The organism is Cupriavidus sp. PB-02 (assembly GCF_058252315.1).
In genome coordinates this window covers 1,080,286-1,095,186 of sequence record NZ_JBXPSX010000003.1, presented here as the reverse complement: position 1 = coordinate 1,095,186, position 14,901 = coordinate 1,080,286, and the positions used below count along the sequence as shown (strand labels likewise).

General features: G+C 62.6%; 9 protein-coding genes and 3 pseudogenes. 8 read left to right on the top strand and 4 right to left on the bottom strand.

Annotation, left to right across the window (positions count from 1 at the left end):
- The first annotated feature begins 180 nt into the window (after window positions 1–180).
- A complete protein-coding gene (locus AC10V3_RS39650; RefSeq protein WP_374063751.1) occupies window positions 181–1,209 on the top strand; it encodes an IS630 family transposase in 1,029 nt (342 codons plus the stop codon).
- On the opposite strand, the gene AC10V3_RS39645 is transcribed toward AC10V3_RS39650, so the two are convergent.
- Window positions 1,204–2,004 carry an SDR family oxidoreductase gene (locus tag AC10V3_RS39645; protein ID WP_490924385.1) on the bottom strand — a complete coding sequence of 267 codons (801 nt, stop codon included), beginning with the start codon at window positions 2,002–2,004 and terminating at the stop codon, window positions 1,204–1,206. The two genes, AC10V3_RS39650 and AC10V3_RS39645, sit on opposite strands and share 6 nt — an antisense overlap.
- An 853-nt stretch (window positions 2,005–2,857) precedes the next feature.
- Window positions 2,858–3,442, bottom strand: a complete 585-nt coding sequence (locus tag AC10V3_RS39640) for a hemerythrin domain-containing protein (protein ID WP_349605393.1) — start codon at window positions 3,440–3,442, stop codon at window positions 2,858–2,860.
- Window positions 3,443–4,875: 1,433 nt separating this feature from the next.
- Between AC10V3_RS39640 and AC10V3_RS39635 the strand changes: the two are divergent.
- Both AC10V3_RS39635 and AC10V3_RS39630 read left to right on the top strand, forming a co-directional pair.
- Window positions 4,876–5,612 (top strand): annotated as a pseudogene (locus AC10V3_RS39635) (transposase); the annotation flags it as partial.
- Window positions 5,613–5,688: 76 nt separating this feature from the next.
- A pseudogene (locus tag AC10V3_RS39630) lies at window positions 5,689–6,699 on the top strand (IS110 family RNA-guided transposase).
- A 382-nt stretch (window positions 6,700–7,081) separates the two neighbouring features.
- Here AC10V3_RS39630 and AC10V3_RS39625 read toward each other — a convergent pair.
- Complete coding sequence (locus AC10V3_RS39625; protein WP_349605391.1) at window positions 7,082–7,519, bottom strand: universal stress protein; 438 nt, start codon at window positions 7,517–7,519, stop codon at window positions 7,082–7,084.
- Between the two features lie 645 nt (window positions 7,520–8,164).
- Between AC10V3_RS39625 and AC10V3_RS39620 the strand changes: the two genes are divergently transcribed.
- Both AC10V3_RS39620 and AC10V3_RS39615 read left to right on the top strand, forming a co-directional pair.
- Window positions 8,165–8,497, top strand: coding sequence for an ElaB/YgaM/YqjD family protein (locus tag AC10V3_RS39620; protein WP_349605390.1), 333 nt, complete (start codon window positions 8,165–8,167; stop codon window positions 8,495–8,497).
- Window positions 8,498–8,598: 101 nt separating this feature from the next.
- Window positions 8,599–8,718: pseudogene (locus AC10V3_RS39615) on the top strand (transposase); the annotation flags it as partial.
- A 480-nt stretch (window positions 8,719–9,198) separates the two neighbouring features.
- Here AC10V3_RS39615 and AC10V3_RS39610 read toward each other — a convergent pair.
- Window positions 9,199–10,119 carry a LysR family transcriptional regulator gene (locus AC10V3_RS39610; protein WP_349605389.1) on the bottom strand — a complete coding sequence of 307 codons (921 nt, stop codon included), beginning with the start codon at window positions 10,117–10,119 and terminating at the stop codon, window positions 9,199–9,201.
- A 135-nt stretch (window positions 10,120–10,254) separates the two neighbouring features.
- Here AC10V3_RS39610 and AC10V3_RS39605 point away from each other — a divergent pair, with 135 nt between their 5' ends.
- The 3 genes from AC10V3_RS39605 (at window position 10,255) to AC10V3_RS39595 (ending at window position 14,803) form a co-directional block, all read left to right on the top strand.
- On the top strand, window positions 10,255–11,679 hold the full coding sequence (locus tag AC10V3_RS39605) for an aldehyde dehydrogenase family protein (RefSeq protein ID WP_349605387.1): 1,425 nt from the start codon (window positions 10,255–10,257) through the stop codon (window positions 11,677–11,679).
- A 130-nt stretch (window positions 11,680–11,809) separates the two neighbouring features.
- Entirely contained in the window at window positions 11,810–13,111 is a 1,302-nt protein-coding gene (locus AC10V3_RS39600; protein ID WP_349605385.1) for an MFS transporter, read from the top strand.
- Window positions 13,112–13,168: 57 nt separating this feature from the next.
- Entirely contained in the window at window positions 13,169–14,803 is a 1,635-nt protein-coding gene (locus AC10V3_RS39595) for a fatty acid--CoA ligase (RefSeq protein WP_349605383.1), read from the top strand.
- Window positions 14,804–14,901: the final 98 nt, after the last annotated feature.

Genomic DNA, 14,901 nt, shown 5'->3' with positions numbered 1-14,901 from the left:
GAACGATCCTAGTCCCGCAGTCAAACGGCCGGCCTTGGCCGACAGCGGTCCATTTGGGTTGTGGCCACTCACCGCTTATGGCCGGAGTCGTTGCTTCGCTGGTGTAACACTTACTCATAAGTCAGGAATTTAGCGGACAAATGATCTATGCTTGAGCAATAGACATTGAGGGGAGCGTTCATGAAACGGGACGGTCGTAGTCTGGCTCACAATACGCTTGAAGAAATGCGCATCCTAGCGGTGCAACGCATGGCAGAGGGAGAGCATCCGGATGATGTCGCTGCATCGTTCGGGATGAATCGGTCGTGGGCATACAAGGTTCGCGCCCAGGCGCACGGCCGAGGTGTACGGGCGCTGCGCTCGACCAAAGGCACGGGTCGCCCCCGTGCGCTCACGTCTGCGCAGGAGCAGCGGGTGCTGCGATGGATCAACGGCAAGAATCCGATGCAGTATGGGTTCGATTTCGGCCTCTGGACACGCAACCTGGTTCGCGAACTGGTACAGCAAAAATTCGACGTGAAGCTGAGCCTGGCATCGATCGGTGCGATGCTGGCACGCCTAAACCTAACGCCGCAAAAGCCACTGCAGCGCGCCTACCAGCGCGATCCGGAAGCAATTGATCGCTGGCAGCACGACACGTATCCGGCTATTGCCAGGCAGGCTCGTGAGCAGAAGGCGGATATCTTCTTTTGGGATGAATCGGGCTTTCGAGCTGACTCGGTGCATGGCAAGACCTGGGCGCCGCGCGGCGAAACGCCGATTGTCGAGCGACCGGGCCAGCGGCAAAGCATGAGCGCGGCGTCCGCCGTCAATTCAAAGGGGGCCTTCTGGTTTGCTACGTACGAAGGCGGGCTCAGCGGCGAGTTGTTTGTCACGCTGCTCAAGAAGCTGATGCTCAATCGAAAGAAGGCAGTACATCTGATCGTAGACGGATTGCCAGCGCACAAGAAAGCCATCGTCAAAGCCTACGTCGCCAGTACGCAGGGCAAACTGACCTTGCATTTCCTGCCCGGTTACGCACCTGACCTAAATCCAGATGAATTGGTGTGGAGTCACGTGAAGCGCAACGGCGTCGCGCGACGTCCTTTGCAAAAAGGCGAAGAGCTGGGCCCGCGAGTTCACGAGCAGCTTGCAAAAATTCGACGCAACCCGAAGCTCGTGCGCTCGTTTTTCAGGCACCCATCTGTCCGCTATATTTCTGACCTATGAGTAATATGCTCTTGTAGACCCGCCATCGTGCAGCAGATTCACGCCAGTCATGTGGTCGGAGAAGGGAGATAACAAGACCTCGACCGCCATGGCCACCTCTTCCGGGCTTCCATATTTGCGCAAGGGAATGTTCGAGGTTTCCTCGGCTAACCGTTCAGGGAAGGTCATGCCAGCCTTTGTGGCTCGCTGCTCGATCGATGCCACATAGTCCGGGGTCAGCGTGCCTCCGAGGGAGAGGGTATTGACGTGAATCCCTCTCTCGCCCATTGCGAAAGCAAGCGTCTTGGCCTGGGCCAGCCAGGCACAACGCAGGACATTGCTGGTGGCATAGTTTCCAAGGGCTTGCACGGAGGTGATGGCGGAAATGATGACAATTTTTGCCCGGCGTCCTTGGGAGGGTTCCGGCCGCATTGTAGAGATCGCGCTCTTGAGGAGTTCGAGGGGGCCGATAAAGTGGCCCTGGAACAATTGGCGCCACGTGTCCGCCGGAGGCTGGCATTCGCCGGTGGGCCGCATCTGCGGTGGCATCAGTACGACGCCGTCGAGGACGGTTCCGTCCGCCGCAAGCTCATGGGAAAAGGATGCGACAGAGGCATCGCTGGACATGTCGACGGAGAGCCAGCGATATGAATGGCAGCCTTGCCTCTCGAGCCTCGCGCAGGCGGCTTGCAGCTTGCTAATGTCGCGCGCGGCAAGAATCAGCGAATAACCCGCATGCGCCAGCCGTGAGCAGACAGCGCTCCCGATGCTGCCGGTAGCCCCCGTCACCAGGACTACTTTGCTTGTCTCGGACATGCCGATCTCCCTCGATAGGCTGGTGATATCCAGCCACGCCTACAGCAGCACGCCGGACAGGGCGATTGGCAGACATTCGGCGGACATTGCGAACTGGGCGGGAACGCCCGGCGCCACCTGTGTCCGTTAGTTATAGTGCACGCGACGTGTCGCCGGTGGACGGCCTGCCTCGCCTCGCGGCCTTTTCTGACGAACGTCCAGGTAACCGTTACCCAGCGGCCGAGCCGGCGGATCGGGAGTCCGCCGCAAATGACGCCGAGAATGCCAGGTCTTCGGCGCTCAATGAGCGGCCGGAGCCGACAACTGCCGTTGGGCTTTGCACCCTAGGCCAGCCTAGCCCCGGCCGCAAAGCAGTCTTCCTTGTTGCGTTTTTCACTAGTTCTTTACCAGAGCCGCTGCACCCCGTGCGATGCGGGCGGACGCTATGCCGGACAACGGGGCTTCTAACCTTGACCGGCATGTGTCAGCCTTAATGCGACCGCCCTGGAGAATCTGAGGGCAGCCGCGCCGCCCTGGCCGGCGGTCGCTGCAGACGCGCGTCAGGGCACGATAACGGGCGTTATGGCAGCTATCGAGGCCAATTGAGACCTCTAGTGTTCGCGAACTGAGGACAAGAGCTACAGTAGATCGCTTTCGTGGGCAATCATGTGCAGCTTCGAATGAAAGATGGATGCAAGCGTGCTCTGCCTGGCGAACGAGAGTGAAGATGAGTCATTCGCAGATGCTACCCAATTGCGACCGGCATGCTAGGGATCAGCGCGCTCTTGCAGACTTGAACTCTTTATTCTCTTTGGGCGCCGTCGTGCCTACTAATATATCCCTATACCTCCTGGCCCACGGTACGTACACCAAATCAAGCTGACTCGCGATGATCAGTGAGGGGAGTGAATGTACTTGCTTCCCCGTCGATCTGTTTGCGCAAGGCCGCGAAACGCTCGTGTACATTTTCTCCAAAGAGGGGATCGGAGCAAGCCGGAACAGTGGCCGCGACCTCTGCCCAATCCTCTTCGGTCAGTAGGCGCGCGGCACGGGGCATGACCTGTTTCTCCTCAGTGGAGAGATGATTGCGATAGTAAGCAAGGTACATGGCTGCAGCGGCTTCCAAAGCCGTTCGCGACGTTATGACATCTCTTTCTGCTTCACGAAGCCGGCTGAGCAACTCTTCGCCTACCGCTGCAATCACACGATGCTCTTGCAGAAGCCGGCTAACCACAATGCGCATGGCGGGGTCGCGTTCAACGAGCAGGGCGTATGCAACATCCTCCCGAGGATGGTGAACGCAATCGCCATATTTCCGCATGTAATCGATGATCATGCCCATCAAACCGTAGTTTGGCTGCTCTTCCTGGTAAAACGCGCACACCTGCCTCTCTAGCAGGTCGAGTAGGCAGGCGAAATTGATATGGTCGGTATGCCAGACGGCAAGTGGGTTGGTCATGGCGACCTCCAGGGAGACTGGTCGAGTGGACCGTTGAGTCCGGATCCTATCGGACTTGCGAGATCCTATTGACACCATAGTCTCCCTTCACCATGTGGGGCTGATACAGATCAATAAGACTCCAGATGGAATGACGACGCGCAGCGAACTGTCGAGCTTGTCATTTGAACCTTCACGCATTAGGCGTGGCATTTTTCACGAAGCAGGTGCCTGTAGACCCTGCCCACGCTGGTCCACTCGATCGCATCGACCAAAGCATTCGTTTAGGTACTGCCTACCCTCGAGATTGCTCCGCAGCAGACGACGCCACGCAAGTTCTCCTGGATCTCGGCGGGTCCGGCCGACTGTCCCGGCGGCTGCCGATCGAGGCGACCGCGCCAAAGCGGGGGGCGGGTGGATGAGGCTATAATTTCACGATCATGAAGTTATGTCTTACTAAGGCGCCTTTGGAAGGTGCAAAGCATGGGCCGCAAAGTCAGTTCATGCTTCAATATCGGCTGGGCCGATGCGACAGGCATTTCATTGGAACTGGTGTACTTGCAGCGCCGTAGCGCCTCGGTCGGCACCCACAGTCGCCCGCGCTGTTCTGCCAAAATCAGGTCATCGCGATTCTGCTGGCAGGTTAAATGATGACCAACGGACAACGCGGAGGCGGTGCAAAGCGCTTCGGAACCGGGCGGATCGTGTTGTGGCGCGGCGGCAGTGTCTGGCTCGGCCATGCGGAGGAGAAAACCGGGTCCCATGCGCATCACGCCATCCAGGTGACGCTCGCGCTATCCGGTGGGGCGATGCGTATCCAGACTCCCGGGAAAGACTGGGCTGCCTATACGGCGGCGATCATTTGCGCCCACCAACCGCACGCCTTCGAGGCTCGGTGCGAACTTGTTGCGCTCATTTTCATCCCGCACTTTCAAGCGTATGTTCGGCGTGCTGGCCGGCGGGATCAGCGTCCAGCGCGTCTAGGCGAACTTAGCCGTTTCGTTCAAGCCGCCCGTCTTCAGTGGTCGCACACTGGCGTCTCGTTTCCAACAGAAAGGAGCATTGCCATGAATACCACGACCCAATCCCCCTGCGATTGCGCTGCTTGCCCCGGCGCCGGCTGCGACTGCGGTTGCCAGACAACCGCTGAGCAAAATCCGTGCGCCTGCGGAACTGGATGCACCTGCGGGCCGCATTGCCAGTGCGGAACTGGATGCGCCTGCGCTCCCGCGAAGGCCGAATAGTGCTCGAAGCGCCTCTGTAAAGTCCTCATTCCCAAACCGACGCCATGAGACGGGCCCATGCGGGGCATGGGCCGCCCTGCGGCATCTTCAGCATTCCCGATTGGGCGAACGAAAATCTGCTATCAAGGATCGACACGCCTCGAAAGCCTGCTCTCATACTCTCATTCATTGGCATTCTTTCCCTGGTTGCGTGCATGCCGCCGGCGTCGCGAGCGCGATCGCATGCACGCGATTCACATACCGTCACCTGAGGACGAGGCATCGCGCCAGTTGATGCGCGAGCGAGGGCAACTGCAGGAGGAAGTCCTGCAGCACCCCGACCGGATGCGCAAGTTCCTGGCCACGCTCGGCTGCTGGGATGCGGTTGATCACCGGGCCTTCGCCGACCGGCTCGAGCGCGAGGAGGTGCGCTGTCACGACGGTGCGCCGTTACCGCGCGAGTTGCGTGAGCGGTTACTGCGCGAGTGCGAACGGCTGGCACTCGTCGAACAGCAACTTGCCGCGCTGGAGAAGACGCGACAGACAAACGTACCAGCACCCGCGCGCCAGCGTTGCGATGCGCTGGCGCGCCTGAAGGGGATTGGCGAAGTGGGCGCTTCGCGCCTTGCCCTCGAGCTGTTCTGGCGGGAGTTCAACAACCGCCGCGAAATCGGTGCGTGCGTCGGCCTGGTGCCCCAGCCGTACGACAGCGGCGAGAGTCGGGTATCAGCAAACAAGGCAACCGATGGGTACGCACGCAGCTTATCGAGACCGCCTGGCAGTGGCTGCGCTATCAGCCCGGAAGTGTGCTGACGTAGTGGTTCAACCAGCGCTCCCAAGGTACGGGCCCCAATCGTCGGGCACGGCGGATCGCCATCGTCGCGGTGGCGCGGCGACTGGTAATTGCGCTATGGCGCTACCTGAAGGATGGCGTAATTCCTGATGGTGCACAGATGAAACCGGCTTGAGCCCATATTGCAGGCGATAGTAGATAGTGAAGGCGCGACAATCGGATCACTTACTGTTGCCGTGGTTGAAGTGGACATGCCCGTCCGCCCCCATGCGTCGCTACTACCCGACCAGGTGCACTGGGTCGACCAGGAGTCCGGCGAGATCATGAGCAAACGTCTTAAGCGAGCAGTCTTTCTGGAGCATTTTGCCAATCGCGAACCTTGCCTAATCGGCATGGAAGCCTGCGGCGGCTCGCAGCACTGGGCGCGGCGCCTTGTCGCAATGGGGCACCAAGTGAAGCTGATGCCCGCCAAATTCGTCAAGGCCTTCAACATTGGCAACAAGAACGACCCGGCCGATGCGCGTGCAATCTGGCTAGCGGTGCAGCAGCCCGGAAAGTCGGTGGCAGTGAAAACTGAAGGGCAGCAGGCCGTGCTGGCACTGCACCGGATGCGGCAACAACTGGTCAAGTTCCGCACGATGCAGATCAACAATCTGCGCGGTCTGCTGACTGAGTATGGCGAAGTGATGGGCCTGGGCCGCACTGCGCTGGACAAGGCGATGCCGGTTGTGCTGGCACGGGTCGCCGAACGCCTGCCGGCCGTGCTGATCGACACGCTGCGAGAGCGGTGGAACGGTCTGGGGAAGCTCGACGAGCAGATCGCCGGGATCGAGCGACGGCTGCGACAATGGATGCGAGAGGATAAGGCTGTCAAGGCGATTATCGACATCCCGGGCATCGGCGTGCTGACAGCGACCGCAGCGGTGGCGACGATGGGAGACCCCAAGTCATTCAGATCGGGGCGCGAGTTTGCAGCCTGGCTCGGTTTGGTACCCAGACAAACGGGTTCCGGCGGCAGGGTGCTCTTGCTGGGGATCAGCAAGAGAGGGGATACGTATCTGCGCACGCTGTAGATTCACGGCGCTCGCGGTGTGTTGTACAACGCGAAGGATCCCGGGCAATGGGTCGAGCGCATCGGAAAACGACGACCACCGAACGTTGTACTCGTAGCCTTGGCTAACAATATGGCTCGTATAATCTGGGCGATCCTTTCCCATGATCGGCACTACGAGAAGGATTTCGTAAGCGTGAAACCCACATGAACGGCGTGCGCCGAGCAGAACACAATAACCGTCTGCATCGCGAGGGACATGTTGAAGCGGTTGCGTTGGCGATTGAGTGTGATGACTAATCAGGTCGGACCGTGACTTGCTAAACCTGTATATGACAAAGAGCTTCGAGCTCTTACGGGAAATGAGGTGCGAGTCAGCGAATTTCATCGGGGCCAGGCGCGTAGGAGCGCCAACGCACAGGCCGTATGTATATAAGCAATCCATCTCCTGCGCGCCGTAGAGCAAGTCATTTGGCAAAGAGGGGGGGCCATGTATAAAGCTGCAACCCAACCTAGTCAGGTCAGAGCGCACAAAGGCCCTCGCAAACGGGAGACAGAGTCATATCAGCTTGGTCTCCGAGTCAAACTTCGGACTAGCGAAACACGAAAACCGGGATCCGGCAATGCGTCAGGACTTTCTGGGTTTCACTGCCGATCAGTAGCCCCTGCAGGCCGGCTCGGCCATGCGACGCCATGACAATGAGGTCACAGTTACGTTCCTCCACGGTCCGGATGATCGCCTCATAGGGGTGATTGTGGGTAACGCTGATCGTCTCGCATGCCACCTCCGCTTCATGTGCCGCTTGTGCGACCACCGCCAGGTATCGCTCCGCATGCATTTCGGCAAGTTGTGCGTAGCGCTCCTGGCTATCCTCCAGCATGTCGATCCGATGTGTGAAGACATGGAATTCCGGGATGACATGCAATCCAGTGATCCTCGCCTCAAATGCCTTGGCGAGTGTCACCGCCATGCGCACAGCAGCGTCGGAGAGTGCCGATCCATCGGTGGGCACCAAGATATGCTGAAACATGTTGACCTCCTCATGGCCGGCCGGGCCATCCGCCTTGCCCCCTGGCACGCGTTACGAACTTAATGGTATGACAAGCGTTCCTGCTCTGACGTGACGCGCTCCTCGATTCTCTGATCAGGGGAACAGGGGGACTCGTGGCGGTGTAGCTCCCTTGTCAGCCTTGGTGCTTCGACAATTTGGTGTCTCCGCCTGGGCGGCAAGATTTCGCCTTCAGCCTAGCACTGCAGCAACCGTCAACAAAGGGCCGGCGGCGACAGCGGTACGCTGAGCGAGAAATTCTACGGCGTTGATCGCAATGGGAGGATTGCTCACCTGCGACAGCGGGATGTTGCAGCGCCGCATGCCATCGGTGTACAGATATTCCGATGACCTCCTGAACCAGGATCTGATCCCAGACCGCATGTACAGCGCGCGGTACGCCAGGAAGACGGGCAAGCGAGCCCTCGTCAGCGACAAGAGGCTTTCGTGGCATAAGCGCGACGATACTTCCGTCGCTTTGATTCCACGGTCCTCTTGCCCCCTTCCGAGCTGCTTCGTCGTGGCTTGCTGTTTGTCATGCCGGGCTGTCAACCCAAGCCTATATTTGACACAGTGCCAATCGTGCTGCGCGACGCACCGCGATGATTTTGCTAACAGGAGCGCAAGATGAACGACATCCGATCCGATTTCTCCATGCGCAAGGACGCATTGGCCCGCGACGTCGATACGCTGATGGCCGACGTGCAGGCGCTCCTTCATGAAGTCAAAGCCGAAACCGGCGTAGGGACCAGCCTTGAGCGCCACGCACTTAAAGCCCGGCAGCGCGCGCTGCAGGACCGCCTCGTTGCACTGCGCGATGAGGGCCGCGCCAAAGTCTCCGAGTGGGCGACAACGACCGATCGCTACGTTCATGAGCATCCGTGGCAAAGCATGGGTACCGTGGCCGCCATCGCGGCAACCACAGGCGCTATCGTCGCGCTGGCTGCCAGCCACCGTTAGGCATTCGTGACTGCGGCGCCGGCATGGCAGTGACACGTGGTAGTCCCGCATGGGACACGTGGTGTTTGCCATGCCGGCAAATGGCTGCAGCCCCTTGCCGGAAGCAATTCAGGGACGGCCGACATTTGGCGGTCTGGCTCGGCCAGGTGCCTCGCCAGTGCTCTTCGGGAGGCAAGCCTCGTCTGCACGGCATTAGCCGGCGCGGCGACACTGTGGTTAAACCAGCATCCTGACGCCTGTTTTTCGTGCCGGCCGCCGTGTCCGGCGAGCCGTGAATTCGATAAGGCCAGGATGCGCGGATCTCATCGAGGCTGCGGGCGTGCTTCGGCAAGCGCCCATTGGGCAAGCCGGATACATGCATGCAGATCGTTTCGACATCACGAGCAAGAAGCCTGCAAAAGGCGTCGGATCCATACATGCCAGGGGCACCGGCGGGGCACTCGCTTCATTGCCGCGGCGGTGAGCGGGGCGGTCTGGTTCATCCGGAAGGCGTGGCGCAACACGACAAGGTAGAGGGCGCCCAGACTCAGGCCGAGATTGACATCATCACACTGCTCTCCAAACAGTGCTCGATGTGCCCACCGTCAACTGGGTTGACCGCCGAGGAGCAGAGCTTCCTGAGTATGCGGACCGCGTCCGCATCGCAGGGCAAGCCTGCAAGCGGGCCTGACTCGGTGACGGTGGAGACCTTACGCGGCACGTCAGCCCTGCCCGGCGGCCGATTCCCACAAGCTGTTCGCTACCCTTTCTATGCATTCCATGGCGCATCGCGCCATTGGCGAAGGTGTGCGCCCCGTCAGCGAGACGATCCCGGGGCGTACGATCAGTTCCGGAGCATCTTTGACCTCAAGTCTGACCAGAGTGCCGGCATCGACGTCCGCCACGACGAGGGCACGGGTACATGCCAGTACCGTTTCCGTGCTGAGCGCCACCGTGCGCAGGATGGCGAAGTTGTCGCATTCCAGCGCCGGCACGGCGGCGCTGGGTGACTGGCCCAAGGCTGCGGCCAGGGCGGCCTGCATCATGGCCGGGGGCGTCGCCGATGCCAGCCCGAATTGCCAGACTTGCGCGAAAGCACAGCGATTGCCAGCCAGCGGATGACCTGCGCGAGCGTAGAACTCGACCTGCTGCGGGGGCAGCAGCCGGATAGTCAGTGCGGCTTCCCTGGGAAGGTCATTGGTGTCTGAAACAAAGAACTCGATGCTTTCCGCGCGCAGCCGTTCCAGCAACTGCTTCCAGTTGCTTTCAACCACCCGCAAGCCGACCTTGGGGTGGCGCTGGCGCAGCTCGGGCAGCACCCGCGGCATCAGCGTGACCGCCGGAAACGGCCCGACCCCGAAGGCCGTGTCGCCGAGCTCGACATCCCGGTAAAGATCGATATCGCGCTGCAGGCAGCGGGCATCGAACAGCAGCTTGCGCGCGCCCTCGATCACAAACTGCCCGGCGGGTGTCGGGCGCACATCCGCATCGCCCCGCTCAAATAAACGCAAGCCCAGTTCCGCCTCAACGGCCTGGATGCTGCGGCTGAACGCAGGCTGGCTGAGATGCACGCGCGCGGCGGCGCGCGCGAAATGCAATTCATCGGCGAGGGCGAGAACGTGGGTGAGACGGCGGAGATCCATACTGGACGCATTGCGTCAGACGCATTGATCGGATGCTGATAATGCATTGGACGAATCGGTGCGGCAATCCTAAAGTCAGCGCATCAAATCCCGGCAACGAACGGGACGGCCCGGATGAAGGGAAACGGAGACAACATGAAAGTGCTGGACAAGTTCTACATCAACGGCGCGTGGGTAGCCCCGTGCGCCGGTGCAACCTACGCCGACATCACCGATCCGGCGACCGAGATGGTAATCGGCAAGCTGACCATGGGCAACGCGGAGGACGCCGGGCGTGCCGTGCAGGCCGCCACGGCAGCGCTGCCGGCGTGGTCCGGCACCACGCGCGAGGCCCGTATCGGGCTGCTTGAACGCGTGATGGCGTGCTACCAGGCGCGCCTCGGCGAACTGGCGCAAGCGGTGCGACAGGAGATGGGTGCCCCGTCGACCCTCTGCAACACGCTGCAGGCGCCCATCGGACTCGGCCAGATCCAGGCCACCACCGAAGCTCTGCGTCACTTTGAATTCGAAAGCGAGCGCGGCCGCAGCTGGATCCGGCGCGAGCCGGTCGGCGTGGCGGCGCTGATCACGCCATGGAACTGGCCACTGAACCAGATCGCGGCAAAGGTGGCACCCGCGCTCGCGGCGGGCTGCACGATGGTGCTCAAGCCGTCAGAGATCGCGCCGCTGGATGCCGTGCTGTTCGCTGAAATCCTGCACGAGGCCGGCGTGCCCGCAGGCGTGTTCAACATGGTATTCGGAGACGGCCGGGTGGTCGGGGCCGCGCTGTCGTCGCATCGCGATGTGGACATGATTTCCATCACTGGCTCGACCCGCGCCGGGGTGGAAGTGGCCATCAACGCCGCGCCGACCGTCAAGCGTGTCGCGCAGGAACTGGGCGGCAAATCTGCGCTGGTCATTCTCGATGACGCCGACCTGCACGCCGCCGTCGCGAGCGGCGTGGCACAGGGCATGATGAACGCGGGCCAGACATGCATCGCGCCCACGCGCATCCTGGTTCCGCGCCACTGCTACGAAGACGCGGTGTCCATTGCCGCGGCAGCGGCCAACGCCATCCGCGTGGGCGATCCCGCCGATCCGGAAACCGCCATGGGCCCGATCTCCAACCGCGCTCAGTACGAGAAGGTGCAGCGCATGATCCGCGTCGGCCTGGAGGAGGGCGCGCGGCTGGCTGCGGGCGGACCAGGGCGTCCGGAGGGACTCGAACGCGGATTCTATGCCAGGCCGACCATCTTCGCCGACGTCCGCAACGACATGGCAGTCGCACGCGAAGAGATCTTCGGGCCAGTGCTGGTGATGATCCCCTACGACGGCGAGGAAGCGGCGATCGCCATCGCCAACGATACCGATTACGGCCTGGCCGCCTACGTGGCGGGCACGGACCCGGAGCGCACACGCCGCGTGGCGGCGCGGCTGCGCGCGGGCGCCGTCCTCCTTAACGGCGCCATGCTGGACATCGCCGCGCCATTCGGCGGATGCAAGACCTCCGGCAACGGGCGGGAATGCGGGCCGGAAGGACTGGCTGAGTTCCTCGAGATCAAGACGGTGACGTCGCTCTGATCGGGCACGCAGCCCGCCGTCCGACGCGGCGCGCGTGCCGCGGCTCCCCACGCTGTCCCACTGACGATGTCCCCGGCGGCCGCCCGCGATGGCGACCCGCCGCGGCGACGTGCACCTTGCTGGAGAACGCATGAGCACCTCTTATCAACCGGCCATGGCGTGGCGCACCGCCTTGCTGCTGGTGGTCTACATGGTTATCAATTTCGCCGACAAGATCGCGGTCGGCCTACTGGCCGTGCCGATGATGACGGAGCTGAACCTGTCGCCCGCGCAGTTCGGGCTGGTCGGCAGCAGCTTCTTCTGGCTGTTCGCCATCGCCGGCGTCAGCGGCGGTTTCCTGGCCAACCGGCTGCCCACGACGGGCATCCTGCTGGCGATGGCGCTGGCCTGGTCGGTGCTGCAAATCCCGATGGCCATGTCGTCCAGCCTCTTTGTGCTCGTGGCGGCGCGCGTGCTGCTTGGTGCCGCCGAAGGGCCGGCGTGGCCCGTCGCGGTCCATGCTTGCTACAAGTGGTTTCCCAACGAGAAGCGCGAGCTGCCGGTGGCCTGCCTGGCGCAAGGCGGCGCCATCGGGCTGCTGTTGGCAGGCATGGCCATGCCGCTTGTGACGGCGCACTGGGGATGGCGCGCCAACTTCTACGCGCTGGCCGCGATCGGCTTTGCGTGGGCGTTGCTGTGGGTCGCGCTCGGCAAGGAAGGCAAGGACGCCGGCGCTGGAAAAAGCGAGACGAAGGAGGGCATGTACGTGCCCTATCGCCGGCTGCTTGCCGAACCGACGGTCGCTGCCTGCATGGCCATGAAGTTCTTCTCCTACTGGGGTCTGGCTCTGACGCTCACATGGCTGCCGGCCTATCTGCAGAAGGGCCTGGGGTACGGCGCGGTCGAGTCGGGACGGTTGTACGCGGCACTCATCGCCATGAGCCTGCCGGTCAGCATCGCGGGATCGTGGCTGGTGCGCCAGCTGCTGGCGCGCGGGGTGTCGTCGAGGACGGCGCGCGGACGCGTCGCCGCGGCGGTCGTTGCCCTGGGCGGCGCGGCATTCGTGCTGGTCTGGCTGGGCGGGCTGCCGCCGCTGTGGCGCGCGGCACTGATCGGCCTCACGCTCGGCCTGACCCAGATCATGTATGCGGTGGGGCCGGCCATCCTGGCGGAGGTTGTGCCGGATTCGCAGCGCAGCGCCGTCCTGGCCATCGACAACTCCATTGCCTCGTTTGCCGGCGTACTGGCGCCGCTGGTCACCGGCTTCCTGGTGCAGGGCATGACGGGAAGCGCGGGCTATGAGGCCGGCTTCGCCATCTGCGGCCTGTTGATGGTGGTCGGAGCGCTAGCAGGGGGCGTGGCGATCGATCCGGCCCGGGCCGCCTTGTCCGTGCGCCGGCATGCGACGCCTGGCTACGGCTATCACGGCGAGGCACCGGCATCGAGCCACTGACAGGCCGTGGCGACTGGCAGGAAAATCAAATCAAGACACTGATTGGAGCAGAGACAAATGACCGCATACAACTTCCCATTGCTGATCAAGCAGCTGCTGGTCACGCCGATCGCGCAGCGCTCGCGCAAGGAGATCGTCTACGAAGACCGCGTGCGCTTTGGCTATCCCACGCTGGTCGAACGCATCGGGCGGCTCGGCAGCGCGCTCACCCGGCTTGGGGTGGGCCGGGGCAGCACGGTGGCGGTACTCGACTGGGACAGCCATCGCTACCTGGAAGCCTACTTCGCCGTGCCGATGCTGGGCGCGACACTGATGAAGACGAACATCCGCCTGTCGCCCGAGCAGATCGCCTATACGCTCGATCATGCCGAGGCGGAGACGCTGCTTGTCAACGTCGACTTCCTGCCGCTGGTCCGGGAAATCCGCGCGCAGCTGCCGCGCGTCAAGCGCCTGATCTGCCTGACCGACGGTAACGTGCCGTCGGACCTCGACTGGGCAGGCGAATACGAGGCGCTGCTCGCCGCCGGCGATCCGGCGCATGCGTTCCCGGAGTTCGATGAGAACACGCGCGCGACGCTGTTCTACACCACGGGCACCACCGGCCAGCCAAAGGGCGTCTCGTTCAGTCACCGGGACCTCGTGCTGCACAGCCTGACTGCGCTGGCGACGCTGTCGCAGGCCGGCGGGAACGCGCGTTTCTCGCGCAACGAGGTGTACATGCCATTGACACCGATGTTCCACGCGCATGCGTGGGGCTTTCCGTACATCGCCACGCTGTGTGGCTGGAAGCAGGTCTACCCGGGCCGCTACGAGCCGTCGAAGCTGTTGAACCTGTTCCGCAAGGAAGGCGTCACCTTCTCGCACTGCGTGCCGACCGTCCTGCACATGGTCCTGTCGGCGCCGGCTGCGCAGGACGTTGACTTTGGCGGCTGGAAGGTGGTGATCGGCGGCAGTGCCTTGTCACGCGCCCTGTGCAGGCAGGCGCTGGCGCGCAACATCGACATCTGCTCGGGCTATGGCATGTCGGAGACCTGCCCGCTGCTGAGCCTGGGCCAGATCAAGACCGACATGATCGGAGACATTGCCGACCCGCAGGCGCGACGCGAGCGTGAAGTCGACGTGCGGGTCGGTGCCGGAATCCCGGCGCTGCTGGCGCAGATGAAGGTCGTCGACGCTGACATGCAAGCGGTGTCGGTGGATGGGGTATCCGTCGGCGAAGTGGTGGTGCGCACGCCCTATCTGACCCAGGGCTACCTGAAGAATCCCGATGCCAGCGCCGCGCTGTGGGAGGGTGGCTGGATGCATACCGGCGACATCGGCCGCTTCGACGCGGATGGCTACCTGCATCTGGTGGACCGGGCGAAGGACGTGATCAAGAGCGGGGGCGAGTGGGTGTCGTCGATCGACCTCGAGGATGCCATCGCCCAGGTTGTGGGTGTCTCCGAGGTGGCCGTGATCGGCGTGCCGGATGCCAAGTGGGGAGAGCGGCCCATGGCGCTGGTGGTGCCGCGCGCCGGCGGCGCGCCGCTGGACGCCGACGCCGTGCGCAACCACCTTTGCACACTGGCGGAGGCGGGAACGATCTCGAAGTACGCGATTCCGGAGCGCATCCTGCTGGTCGACCAGATCGACAAGACCAGCGTGGGCAAGCTCGACAAGAAGCGCCTGCGCGAGCGTTACAAGCCGGCCTGACCGGCGCTGCGCGGCGCAGGATGACGGTCAGGCGCTGAAAGGCGCAACTATCAATGGCGCGGTCCGGTAAGCCCCGGACCGGCTGCCTCAAGGGAGAT